A 12131-nucleotide genomic window follows, 5' to 3' on the forward strand; every position below is an offset into this window, starting at 1 on the left:
CGCGACGTCGCCCCGCGTCCTGGGACGGGGCGCGGGGCGACGGCGGGGTCGGTGAGCGGAGGGGGAAGCGCGCGGGTCGGCGGGAGAGGGGGAGCGGAGCGGAAGCGGAATCCGCGGGGACGCCGCTAGCCGATGGTGACGTCGATGCAGGCGTAGAAGGCGTTGGCGGTGTCGGCGATGTTCCACACCGCGAGGATCTTCTGCTTGCCCTTGATGTCGCCGAAGTTGACGGTGTGGGAGACCTCGGCCGGCGGCTGGGCCCCGTTGCCGTTGATTTCGGCGACCTTCTGGCCGTTTGCGAAGTACTGCCAGTTGCTGGTGGCGTGCCGGGCCGTGAAGCGCCAGGTGAAGGTCTGGCTGCTGTTGATCGGGGTGACCTGCCACGGCTTGGAGTCGTCGTCGAGGTCGGCGAACTGGCTGTTGCCGCCGCTGCAACTCGTCAGCCCCTTGGGGCCTTCGACGCTCTGCGGCTCCCACTTGATCGGACCGCAGTCGATGGTGCCGGCGGCGCACTGGGCCTGTCGGCTGGGCGGCGAGGAGACGTAGCCGTGGGCGCTGGCCGGGCTGACCGGCAGACTGACGACGAGGAGGGGGGCGATGCCGGCGCCTATGGCGAGGGCCAGCCTTCTCTTCTTGTTCATGTCAACCCTTTCGCGTAGGGGGGTGGTTGACGCGAGGGCGTGCCGAGCAATTGGTCTAGACTTAACGCGATGACCGCGTACGGTCAAGGGGTCGTGCGCGGGTCGCTGCCGCCGTCGGCCGGCGCGCTGGACCCCCGTACCACCAATTCCGGGGCGAGCCGGACGGTACGGACCGGTCGCCGCGGGCCGGGGATCGGGGCCGCGGCGGGGCGGTGCGCGAGCAACCGGGCGGCCTCGGCGGCCAGTTCGGCGACCGGCTGGCGGACCGTGGTGAGCGCCGGGTCGGCCAGTCCGGCCAGCGGGACGTCGTCGAAACCGGTGACCGCGACCTCGCCGGGGACGTCGGCGCCCAGCTGCCGCAGGCGTTGCAGGGCACCGGCCGCGATCAGGTCGTTGGCGCAGACCACCGCGTCCGGCCGGGCCGACCAGATCCGGTCGACGGCGGCGCGGCCCCACTCCACGGAGAAGTCCCCGAGCACCGTGCGCTGCGGCGCGGCCGGGTCGAGGGCGGCCGCCCCGGCCGCGTAGGCCACACGCCGTTCGACCGCGGCGGAGGCGGTCCCGGCGGCGCCGACGAAGCAGGGGCGGCGGCGGCCGGTGGCGGCGAGGTGCTCCAGGACGAGCGCCATCCCGGCCGCGTTGTCGACCGCGACCGAATCAGCGACGCCGGGGCCGCAGCCGCGGTCCAGCAGGACCAGCGGCACCCGCGCCGCGGCGGCGGCCACCGCGTCCCGGCTGCGCCGCTCGTCGACCGGGATGAGCAGCAGGGCGTCCACCCGACGGTCCAACAGGGCGGCGATCCGGGTGGCTTCGGTCGCCGGGTCGTCGTCGCAGTCGGCGAGCAGGACCGCCCGGCCCTCGGCGTGCAGGGCGTGCTCCAACTCCCGTACGAGGGAGGGGAAGAAGGGGTTGGTGATCTGCGGCAGGACCAGGCCGACGGTGCCGGTGGAGCGGCTGCGCAGGGCCCGGGCGACCTCGTTGGGGCGGTAGCCCAGTCGGTCGGCCGCGGCCCGTACGGCGCGGGCCGTCTCGGCGCCGACCGGGCGGGTGCCGGCCAGCACGCGGGAGACGGTGGCGACGGAGCAGCCCGCCGCCCGGGCGACGTCCCGCAAGGTCACTTCGGCCACGACGGTGTGCCCTTCCACTACGGAACGGCGGCCCTGCGCACCGCACTGTCCCGGACATCGGCGGCAATCGTTATCACCGCCGGTACACAGGCGTACCAGCTCCGTGCCCTTCGATACCAGCGGGTAGAGGGGTCGTCTGCCTCACACTTCGTTAATGATTCATTGACATCTCCGCGCAACATGAGCGAAATTTCCGGAGAACGTTTTCCCGAGGTAGTGGCCTGTTTGCGGCGCGCCCCAGAGATCGAGTTCACCCCGCTTCACCGTTCCGCAGAGCAAAGGGGCTCTTCCGTTGGCCAGAAAGATCATCCTCGACTGCGACCCGGGGCACGACGACGCGATCGCCATGCTCCTGGCCCACGGCAATCCCGACGTCGACCTGGTCGCCGTGACGACCGTGGTCGGGAACCAGACGCTGGAGAAGGTGACCCGCAACGCGCTGTCGGTGGCGACGATCGCCGGCATCACCGGCGTGCCGTTCGCCGCGGGCAACCCGCGTCCGCTGGTGCGGTCCATCGAGACCGCCCCCGACATCCACGGCGAGACCGGCCTGGACGGGCCGGACCTGCCCGAGCCCGCCTTCGAGCTGGACCGCCGGCACGCCGTCGACCTGATCATCGACACCGTGATGTCCCACGAGCCGGGCGAGATCACCATCGTCCCCACGGCCGGGCTGACCAACATCGCCATGGCCGTGCGCAAGGAGCCGCGGATCGCCGAGCGGGTGCGCGAGGTCGTCCTGATGGGCGGTGGCTACCACGAGGGCAACTGGAGCGCGGTCGCCGAGTTCAACATCATCATCGACCCCGAGGCCGCGCACATCGTCTTCAACGAGAAGTGGCCGGTCACCATGGTCGGCCTGGACCTCACGCACCAGGCCCTGGCCACCCCCGAGGTCGAGGCGAAGATCGCCGCGGTCGGCACCGCGCCGTCCCGGTTCGTGCTGGAGCTGCTCGACTTCTTCCGCGAGGCGTACCGGGAGAACCAGGGCTTCGACCACCCGCCGGTGCACGACCCCTGCGCGGTGGCGTACGTCATCGACCCGGACGTGATGACCGTCCGCAAGGCGCCGGTCGACATCGAGCTGCGCGGCGCGCTGACCCTGGGCATGACGGTGACCGACTTCCGGGCACCGGCGCCGGCGGACTGCCACACCCAGGTCGCGGTCAAGCTGGACCACGAGCGCTTCTGGAACCTCGTGGTGGACGCCCTGGAGCGGATCGGCGAAGGCCGGGCATGAACGTCTCCACCGCACCGCGTTCCACCGAGGCCGCCGGCCGCGGATCCGGCGTCCGGATCGGCGTGCTGGTCACCGCCCTGCTGGTGGCGTGCTTCGCCTTCCAGCTCAACGCCAGCATGCTCAGCCCGGCGCTGAAGAGCATCGAGGACTCGCTCGGTGCCAGTTCCGCCGAAGTGGGCATGACCCAGACCGCGTTCTTCACCTCCGCGGCGCTGTTCTCGCTGTTCCTGCCGCGCCTGGGCGACGTCCTGGGCCGGCGCCGGGTACTGGCCGGCATGCTCGTCCTGATGGCCGTCGGCTGCGTGGTCGCCGCGCTGTCGACGAGCATCCCGATGCTGTTCGTCGGGCGGATCATCCAGGGCGTGAGCGGGCCGGTCGTGCCGCTGTGCCTGATCATGCTCCGGGTCGAGGTCAAGGAGCCCAAGAAGTACGGCACCCTGCTGGGCGTGATCACCGCGGTCAACGGCGGCATCGCCGGCGTCGACTCGCTGGCCGGCGGCTACCTCGCCGACCACCACGGCTTCCAGTCGGTCTTCTGGGCGATGGCGGGCGTCGCGGCCCTGGCGACCGTCCTGGTGGCCACCCTGACCCCGGAGTCCAAGGCGGCCGCCGCGTCCAGGATGGACTGGCCCGGCGTGGCGCTGCTGGTCGTCTCGGTCGGTGCGCTGCTGATCGCGTTGAACGAGGCGGGCAAGCTGGCCGCCGCGAACTGGGCGATGATCGCGGTGCTGGTCGTCGTGGCCGCCGCCGCGTTCGCGCTGTTCTGGCGGACCGAGAACCGCAGCGGGCAGCCGCTGGTCGCCACCCGCCACCTCAAGCAGCGGGCCACCTGGTCGCTGCTGCTGACCACGGTGCTGACCATGACCGGCGTGTTCGCGGTGATGAACGGCCTGATCCCCTCCTTCGCCCAGGACGCCCAGGCCGGACTGGGGATGTCCGCCGAGCAGTCGGCCTGGTGGACGCTGTCGCCGTACGCGCTCGCGGGATTGGCGATGGGTCCGCTGGCCGGCCGACTGGCCGCGACCTACGGCTACGGCCGGATCCTGCGGCTGGGCCTCGTCGGGGCCGTGGGGTCGGTGGTGCTGATGCTGCTGACCATGCACAGCCAGTCGCACGTGCTGCTGCTGGTGACCTCGCTGCTGGTGGGCGTCACCTACGCGGGCGTGGCCAACATCGTCCTCAACGGGCTGGGCATCGTCCTCTCGCCGGGTGAGAACCCCGGCTTCCTGCCCGGGCTGAACGCCGGTGCCTTCAACCTCGGCGCGGGCCTGAGCTTCGCCGCGCTGTACGCCGTGAAGACCGCGCTGACGCCGGCCGACCCGACCGCGGCCGGCGGCTACACCGCCGGCATGATCGCCGGGGTGGTCATCCTGGCGCTCGCCATCGCGTCGTCGTTCCTGATCCCGAAGCCGACGGCCGCCGAGGCCACCGACTGACGGCACGGGCCGCACGCCGACCGCCCGCCGACCCCGGACACCCGGGGACGGCGGGCGGTTCCGTGTCCGCACCACGGGCCGCACGCGGGGGCGGCGGGGCGGTCGGGCGCCGTGTTGTCAGCGCCGGGGGAACGGGGAGACTGGAACCGGAGGCAACGGAGGCAGCCATGGTCATGGAACACGGCATGGACAAGACCGGTCCGGCCCGGGACGACATGATGAAGAAGCAGCTGCGGGGCCAGCTGACCTTGGACCGCTCGCTGCGCACGGACGAGAACCGCGAGCTGGAGCCGGCCGGCGAGGACCAGCCGACGGCGGCACCGTCGCCGGAGAGCGTCTACCGCGGCGGCACGCCGCACGGCATGTCCGAGCGCGACGTGGGGCTGCGCTCGGAGTTCGCGCAGTACCTCGGGCGCAGCGTCTACCCGGCCGAGCGCAACGACGTCCTGCGCGCCCTGCGCCGCAACCACGCGCCCGACCTGCTGGTCTCGATGGCGGAGCAACTGCCGGCCCACCACCGGTACGACAACGTGCAGGGCATCGCCGAGTCGCTCGGGCTGGGAACCGAGGACCGGCGCTCCTGAGGCCGAGCGGCCCGCCGTGGCGGACAATGGCCACGGGAGGGCGTACGCACCGTCCACGCGGAGGAGAAGAGGAGGGCGGCAATGTCCGACGACACCATGGGCGACGAGGTCTACCAGCCGCCCAGATTCGATCCGCAGGACAATCCCAACGACCTCGACATGGAGGACGCCCTGGACGAGCCGGGGCTCGACGAGGCGTTGGACACCGGGTATTCGCCGCCGGAGCGCCCGTTCGTGGTCAACCACGAGGGGACCACCGCGCAGGAGCAGCACGACCGCGAGTCGCTGGCGCACCGGCTGTCCATCGAGCTGCCGGACGTCTGCACGCCGGACGGCGACGGCATCGGCGACCTGCCGGGCGGTGCCGGCGAGCCCTACGACGACCAGGTCGGCGAGGAGCGCGCCGGGCGGATCGTCGGCTTCGACGAGGGGTTCTGGCGGGGCGGCGGCAGCAACGACGTCGTCGCCCGCGACGTCGGCGTCGACGGGGGTGCGGCGTCCGCCGAGGAGGCCGCGGTGCACATCGCCCATGACGTGGGTGGGACGGTCGAGGGCGAACTTTAAGCGGGGGCTTCCTCCGTTTCGTTGCGGTATCGGCAACGGACTTTGCCGGATGGCCTGGGTACGGTTGAGGCTGTGCCGTGACCGGACGGAGAGGAGTGCACAACCATGAACCACGGCAACGGCAGCACCACGGTCCCCGACGAGGAGTTCTGGGACGCCCGGTACGCCGAGGGCGACCGGATCTGGAGCGGGAACCCCAACGCGACGCTGGTCCGTGAGGTCGGCGACCGGGCCCCGGGCACCGCGCTGGAGCTGGGCTGCGGCGAGGGGGCGGACGCGATCTGGCTGGCCGCGCAGGGCTGGCGGGTCACCGCCGTCGACGTGTCGGGAGTGGCCCTGGGCCGGGCGGCCGAGCAGGCGGCCGCGGCCGGGGTGGCCGACCGCATCGACTGGCAGCGGCGGGACCTGTCGCTGTCCTTCCCGGAGGGCAGCTACGACCTGGTCTCCGCGCAGTTCCTGCACAACCCCGGCGAGGTCTTCCGGGACCGCATCCTGCGGAGGGCGGCGGCCGCGGTGGCGCCGGGCGGGGTGCTGCTGATCGTCGGGCACGCCGGGCCGCCGCCGTGGCAGCACGGCCACGACCACGACCAGGACCACGGCCACGGTCACCCGGTGGACGAGTTCCCCACGACCGACGAGGTGCTGGCGGCGCTGGCGCTGCCCGCCGACGCGTGGGAGGTGCAGCTCAGCGAGGAGTACACGCGGGTGCAGAACGGCCCCGACGGGCAGCCGCTCGAACGGACCGACGCGGCGCTGAAGGTGCGGCGCCACAGCTGAACCGGCCGTGCCCGGTGACGGACGGGGAACCGTCCGCCACCGGGCACGCGGAACGCTCAGGCCGCCAGCGCGGGCAGCGGCTTGTCGTACAACCAGGTGTGCAGCAGCGGGCGGACGGCACGCCCGGCGCAGCGTTCGGCGTGCGCGACGAACGTCCCCGTGTCGGCACTGGCGCCGCGGTGCTCGCCGTGCCAGCCGCGCAGCACCGCGAAGAACCGGTCGTCGCCGACGGCCCGGCGCAGCGCGTGCAGGGTGCAGGCGCCGCGGACGTAGACCCGGTCGTCGAAGATCCGGCGCTGGCCGGGGTCGGCGACCCGCAGGTCCTGGGGTCGCGCGCGCAGCGAAAGCCACTCCCGGCGGGCGATCTCGTCGGCGGAGTCCTCGCCGATGTGCTCGGACCACAGCCACTCCGCGTAGGTGGCGAAGCCCTCGTTGAGCCAGATGTCGCGCCAGTCGCGCAGGCTGACGCTGTTGCCGTACCACTGGTGCGCGATCTCGTGGGCCACCAGGGTCTCGGCGCCGCGGGCCCCGTCGATGTGGTTGCTGCCGAACACCGACCGGGTCTGGTTCTCGACCGGGGCGGCGAGTTCGGCGTCGACGACCACCGCCCCGTACGCCTCGAACGGGTAGCGGCCGAAGTGGTCGCTGAACGCCCGGAGCATCTCGGGCTGGCGGGCCAGGTCGTGCGCGGCGTCCTCGGCCATCCGGGCCGGGTAGGAGTTGTGCAGCGCGATCGTCGGGTGGCCCGGGCCGAGTTGGGCGGTGCCGCTGTCGTGGCGGAACCGGCCGGTGTAGAGCGCGGCGAGGTACGGGGCCATCGGGCCGGGGTGGTGGTAGGTCCAGCACTCGCGGTGCCCGCTGCGGCGGCGTTCGAGCAACGTGCCGTTGGCGAGGGCGTGCTGGCCGTGCGGGACGCTGATCCGGAAGGTGAAGGCCGCCTTGTCGTCGGGGCGGTCGTTGCAGGGGAACCACGACGGGGCGCCCAGCGGCTGGGAGGCGACCATGGTCCCGTCGTGCGGATCGCCGGTGCGGTCCCAGCCGATCGGGCCGAACGGGGAGCGCACCGGCCGGGGCCGGCCGCGGTAGCCGACGTCCACGGTGAACCGCGCGCCGGTGGCGAGCGGGTGCGGGGCGGCCAGGTACAGCTTCCCGTTCTGCTGGCGGGCGCGGACCCGGATGCCGTCGATCGTGGCGGTGTGCGCGGTGAGCCGGGAGAGGTCCAACTCCACCCGGTCCAGGGGCTCTTTGGCCACCGCCTCGATGCGCGCCCGCCCGTCCAGGCCGCCGTCGGCCGGGCGGTAGTCCAGGTGCAGGTCGTACGAGACGGTGTCGTGGGCGTAGGTGCCGTGCCGCGGGAAGTAGCGGGCCGGGAGCGGCCCGGCGGGGCCGTCCGCGACCGTCGCGGCGAACGGGAGCAGGGCGGCGCCCCGGAGCAGGGCGCGCCGACTGCATCGGGTCACGCGGCCGCACCTCCTTCCGCGCACGCCGTGACGGGACGGGCGGGGCGTTCGCCGGCGATCGGGTTGCCGGCCCACCGGGTGTGGGCCGGGACGCTCTCGCCGCGCATGACCAGGGACGACGGTGCGATCGAGGCGCGCGCCCCGACGTCGGTGCCGGGGAGCACGATGCCGTGCGGGCCGAGCGAGGAGCCCTCGGCGAGGCGGACGGTGTCCAGCCGCATGATCCGGTCGTGGAAGAGGTGGGTCTGCAGGACGCAGCCGCGGTTGACGCTGACGCCGTCGGCGACGGTGATCAGGTCGGTCTCCGGCAGCCAGTAGCTCTCCAGCCAGACCCCGCGCCCGATCTTGGCGCCGAGGGTGCGCAGCCACCAGTTGAGGACCGGGGTGCCGGTGAACGCGCCGGCCATCGACGGCACGGCGAGCGATTCGACGAAGGTGTCGTAGAGCTCGTTGCGCCACACGAACGACGACCACAGCGGGTGCTCGCTCACCGTGAAGCGGCCGACCAGCAGCCACTTCGCGAGGGTGGTGACGAGCAGCGCCACGAGGCCCGAGGCCAGCAGCAGCGGGGCGCCGACGAGCGCGGCGAGCCCGAGGCCGCCCTGGGCGAAGGCGTCCTGCTCGGTGAGGAACACGCCCTCGGCGAGCGCCAGGCCGCACATCAGCGGCAGCACCCGGCACAGTTCGACGGCGGCGCGGGCCCGGACCAGCTTGCGCGGCGGTGCGAAGGTGCGCGCCGGGTCGGACTGGGTCGCCACCCGGGGCAGCGGCATCGCGGGCCGGCCCAGCCAGGAGGAGCCGGGCTCGCCGTCGGCGGGGGCGTTGGAGAGCACACCGACCAGGCTGTGGTCGGGCACGTCGTGGCCGGGGTCGACGATGCCGGAGTTGCCGACGAAGGCCCGGCGGCCGATCCGGACGGTCCCCAACCGCAGCCAACCGCCGCGGAGTTCGAAGGGCGCGACCAGGGTGTCGTCGGCGAGGAAGGCACCGTCCTCGACGTGCAGCAGGGAGGGCAGCGGCAGCACCGTGGAGATCTCCGCGTGCCGGCCGACCTTGGCGCCGAGCAGCCGCAGCCAGTGCGGGGTGCCGAGGCTGGCGTAGAGCGGGAAGAGGCTGCCGCGGGCGCCGTCCAGGAGGCGGGTGACCAGCCAGGCGCGCCAGGCGACGCCACCGCTCGCGGGGTGCAGCCCCGGCGTGATGCCGCGTCCGAGGAGGCGCACCACGGCGGCGGTGACGAGGATCGAGCAGCCGGTGGTCAGGAGCGTGAAGACCGGGACGGCCAGCAGCAGGCGGAGCGCGGCGGTGGCGAGGGTGCCGCTGTCCCGGAGCAGGAAGTACGCGCCGACCAGGGCGGGCGCGGTGGACAGCAGGGCCAGCAGCGGCAGGCCCAGCAGGGTCAGTCCGTAGGCGGCGCTCCAGCGGCGCGAGCGCTGCCAGGCGGGGGCGGGCCAGGCGGCGCCGGCCATCCGCTCGGCGGCGCCGGCCGGGCGGGCCGGGGAGCCGGACCACGAGGCGCCGTCGGGGATCTCGCCGTCCAGGCAGCCGCCGGCGGTGAGTTCGGCGCCCCGGCCGACGACGGCACCGGGCATCAGCATGCTGCGGTGGGCGACCCGGGCGCCGGCGCCGATCCGGACCGCGCCGATGTGCAGGATGTCGCCGTCGAGCCACCAGCCGGAGAGGTCGGCCTCGGGTTCGATGCTGCAGCCGTCGCCGAGTTCGGCGAGGCCGGTGACCGGCGGCATGGTGTGCAGTGCCACGTTCCGCCCGGTGGTGCAGCCCAGGCTCCGGGCGTAGAGCCGCGCCCAGGGGGTGCCGAGCAGGGAGGGCACGCCGAAGGCGGCGACGACGCGTTCGGCGGTCCACAGGCGCAGGTGGGTGGCGCCGCCGCGCGGGTAGGCGCCGGGCTTGATGGAGCCGGCGAGCGTGCGAGCGGCCAGGGCGCCGAGGGCGCAGCGCATCGGGGCGCTGTAGAGCACCACCCAGCCGACGACGATCAGCCACCACGCGGTGTGCGGCGCCCAGACCTGCGGGGCGAGCAGGCCGAGGACGTTGTCCGCGAGCGCGAGTCCGACCAGTCCGCGCAGGCCGGCGATGCCGTACAGGCCGGTCTGGACGAGGAGTTGGACGAGACCGGTGCGGCGCGGGACCGGGCGGACCGGGCGGACCTCGTCCACCGTGCCGCCGAGCGAGTCGAGGTGTTCGGCCATGTCGCGCAGGACCGGGTGGCGGTAGAGGTCGGCGACCGAGACGCCGGGGTGGTGGATGCGGAGCTGGGACGCCATGCGGGCGGCGGCCAGGCTGGTGCCGCCGAGGGAGACGAAGTCGCTGTCCGGGCCGGGCCGGACGCCGAGGAGTTCCTCCCAGATCCCGGCGAGGCGGGCGGCGGTGCCGTGCAGCGCCGCGGCCGGGTCGCCGGTGGCGGAGTCGGCCGGGGCGGTCGGCAGCGGCCAGGGCAGCGCCTTGCGGTCGACCTTGCCGGAGGTCCGGGTGGGCAGGCCCTCGACCTCCGCGAGGACCGGGACCAGCTGCGCCGGCAGGCGTTCCTGGAGCAGTGCGCGGGCCTTGTCCTGCTGGAAGCTGGAACCGTCGGCGGTGCGCTGTTCGGGGACGACGTAGCCGACCAGCACCTGGGTGCCGGCCGGCGTCGTCTGGACGGCCGCGGCGGCCCCGCGGACGCCGGGCAGGGCGGCCAGGGCGGCGTCGATCTCGCCCAGTTCGATCCGGCGGCCGCCGAGTTTGATCTGGTCGTCGGCGCGGCCGACGAAGAGCAGGCCCTCGGGTTCGGCCCGGACCAGGTCGCCGGTGCGGTAGACGCGGGCGGCCCCCAGGGCGTCGTCGGGCCGGAACCGTTCGGCGTCCTTGACGGGGTCGAGGTAGCGGGCCGTGCCGACGCCGCTGATCAGCAGTTCGCCCTCGGCACCGAAGGGCACCGGCTGCCCGGCCCGGTCGACGACGGCGAGCTGCCAGCCCTCCAGGGGCAGGCCGATGCGGACCGGCTCGCCCGGCAGCAGGCGGGCGGCGCAGGCGACGACGGTGGTCTCGGTCGGGCCGTAGGTGTTCCACATCTCGCGGCCGGGCCCGGCGAAGCGGTCGACGAGCCCGGCCGGGCAGGATTCGCCGCCGACGATCAGCAGGCGGACCCGGCGCATCGCCTCGTCCGGCCAGAGCGCGGCGAGGGTGGGCACGGTGGAGACGACGGTGATGCCGCGCTCGACGAGCCAGGGGCCGAGTTCGTGGCCGGCCCGGACCAGCGCGCGGGGTGCGGGCACCAGGCAGGCGCCGTACCGCCAGGCGAGCCACATCTCCTCGCAGGAGGCGTCGAAGGCGACGGACAGCCCGGCCAGCACCCGGTCGCCGGGGCCCAGCGGCCGGTCCTGGCAGAACAGGTCGGCCTCGGCGTCGACGAAGGCGGCGGCGGAGCGGTGGCTGACCGCCACGCCCTTGGGCGCGCCGGTCGAACCCGAAGTGAAGATGATCCAGGCGTCGTCCTGGGGGCCCGCGCAGCGCGGGGCGCCGCCGGGCCGGGCCAGCCCGGGCAGCGGGCCGTCGGGGCCGAGGACGGCGCAGACGGCGGCCTCGCGGAAGACGGTGGCGGCCCGCTCGTCGGGGTCGTCGGCGTCGACCGGCACGTAGGCCGCTCCGCTGCGCAGGACGGCGAGGATGGACAGGTACAGCTCGGCGGTCCCGGAGGGCACACGGACTCCGACCCGGTCGCCGGGACCGATGCCACGGTCCCTGAGCTGCCGTGCGCGGCGTTCGGTCTCGGTACACAGGTCGCGGTAGGTGAGTGCCTCGGAGCCCGTGTCCAGCGCGATCGCCTGGGGATGTGCGGCGGCGGTGGCATCGAGGACGTCGAGCAGGGTCCGCGGGGCCGGGTTGCCGGCGGTGCGGTACAGGGCCCGGCGGGGCGCTGGCTCGGACGGCTCGAAGGACGATTCGAGAAGGGGCGACGACATCGATATGCCTCTGTTCGGTGCCGGTGGGTGGATGACCCTCGGACGTTCGCCCCTAGAGATGCCGCTGCTCAGGCAGGGGGTTCGCCTGCCGGGCGGTCTGTTCCGCAATTCGAACGTGCTGTGAAAGCGGCTACCGGGCGCTTGGGCAGGCAGCGCCGGGAAAGCGCCCACGGCGCCTGACCACGGCGTGGGAAAGAATTGACTCCGGCCGGGGATTGTTTTCGGCACCACTCCCCCGGGGCGACAAAACCCCAGGTCAGAGGCGTGATCCCGATCGGTTACGGGTCAACCGGTCAAGCCTTGCCTAAATGATTGCGCAACTGAGCACATATTCATCGACTTCTCA

At 73.6% G+C, this 12131-nt stretch carries 9 protein-coding genes; 5 read left to right on the forward strand and 4 right to left on the reverse strand.

The features are described from left to right. Positions 1-125 precede the first annotated feature (125 nt). Entirely contained in the window at positions 126-641 is a 516-nt protein-coding gene (locus ABD385_RS01005) for a lytic polysaccharide monooxygenase auxiliary activity family 9 protein (RefSeq protein WP_344572897.1), read from the reverse strand. Between the two features lie 83 nt (positions 642-724). Beyond that, positions 725-1768, reverse strand: a complete 1044-nt coding sequence (locus ABD385_RS01010; protein ID WP_344572898.1) for a LacI family DNA-binding transcriptional regulator — start codon at positions 1766-1768, stop codon at positions 725-727. Positions 1769-2060: 292 nt separating this feature from the next. On the opposite strand from ABD385_RS01010, the gene uriH reads away from it, so the two are divergent. From uriH to ABD385_RS01035, 5 genes are all read left to right on the forward strand, one after another. Further along, on the forward strand, positions 2061-3008 hold the full coding sequence (gene uriH / locus ABD385_RS01015; protein WP_344572899.1) for a uridine-preferring nucleoside hydrolase UriH: 948 nt from the start codon (positions 2061-2063) through the stop codon (positions 3006-3008). Next, the gene (gene uriT / locus ABD385_RS01020; RefSeq protein ID WP_344572900.1) at positions 3005-4444 is read left to right on the forward strand and encodes a uridine transporter UriT; all 1440 of its coding nucleotides are present in this window, start codon (positions 3005-3007) and stop codon (positions 4442-4444) included. The genes uriH and uriT overlap by 4 nt, the downstream gene beginning before the upstream one ends. A 167-nt stretch (positions 4445-4611) precedes the next feature. Next, on the forward strand, positions 4612-5028 hold the full coding sequence (locus tag ABD385_RS01025) for a DUF2795 domain-containing protein (protein ID WP_344572901.1): 417 nt from the start codon (positions 4612-4614) through the stop codon (positions 5026-5028). 81 nt (positions 5029-5109) lie between these two features. Continuing rightward, positions 5110-5592, forward strand: a complete 483-nt coding sequence (locus tag ABD385_RS01030; RefSeq protein ID WP_344572902.1) for a DUF5709 domain-containing protein — start codon at positions 5110-5112, stop codon at positions 5590-5592. Between the two features lie 105 nt (positions 5593-5697). After that, on the forward strand, positions 5698-6369 hold the full coding sequence (locus ABD385_RS01035) for a class I SAM-dependent methyltransferase (RefSeq protein ID WP_344572903.1): 672 nt from the start codon (positions 5698-5700) through the stop codon (positions 6367-6369). 56 nt (positions 6370-6425) lie between these two features. Here ABD385_RS01035 and ABD385_RS01040 read toward each other — a convergent pair whose 3' ends face one another. Together ABD385_RS01040 and pls are read right to left on the reverse strand one after the other, a co-directional pair. Next, positions 6426-7829: a M1 family metallopeptidase gene (locus ABD385_RS01040; RefSeq protein ID WP_344572904.1), complete on the reverse strand. Its 1404-nt coding sequence runs from the start codon at positions 7827-7829 to the stop codon at positions 6426-6428. After that, entirely contained in the window at positions 7826-11785 is a 3960-nt protein-coding gene (pls, locus tag ABD385_RS01045) for an epsilon-poly-L-lysine synthase Pls (protein ID WP_344572905.1), read from the reverse strand. Before pls ends, ABD385_RS01040 begins: the two co-directional genes overlap by 4 nt. Positions 11786-12131: the final 346 nt, after the last annotated feature.

Source organism: Streptomyces lunalinharesii, from assembly GCF_039532155.1.
GTDB lineage: Bacteria > Actinomycetota > Actinomycetes > Streptomycetales > Streptomycetaceae > Streptomyces > Streptomyces lunalinharesii.

What these genes read in the sequence shown, in the direction of transcription:
- ABD385_RS01005 (WP_344572897.1), bottom strand. Translation starts at nt 641, where the DNA reads ATGAACAAGAAGAGAAGGCTGGCCCTCGCCATAGGCGCCGGCATCGCC.
- uriT (WP_344572900.1), top strand. Translation starts at nt 3,005, where the DNA reads ATGAACGTCTCCACCGCACCGCGTTCCACCGAGGCCGCCGGCCGCGGA.
- ABD385_RS01025 (WP_344572901.1), top strand. Translation starts at nt 4,612, where the DNA reads ATGGTCATGGAACACGGCATGGACAAGACCGGTCCGGCCCGGGACGAC.
- ABD385_RS01030 (WP_344572902.1), top strand. Translation starts at nt 5,110, where the DNA reads ATGTCCGACGACACCATGGGCGACGAGGTCTACCAGCCGCCCAGATTC.
- ABD385_RS01035 (WP_344572903.1), top strand. Translation starts at nt 5,698, where the DNA reads ATGAACCACGGCAACGGCAGCACCACGGTCCCCGACGAGGAGTTCTGG.
- pls (WP_344572905.1), bottom strand. Translation starts at nt 11,785, where the DNA reads ATGTCGTCGCCCCTTCTCGAATCGTCCTTCGAGCCGTCCGAGCCAGCG.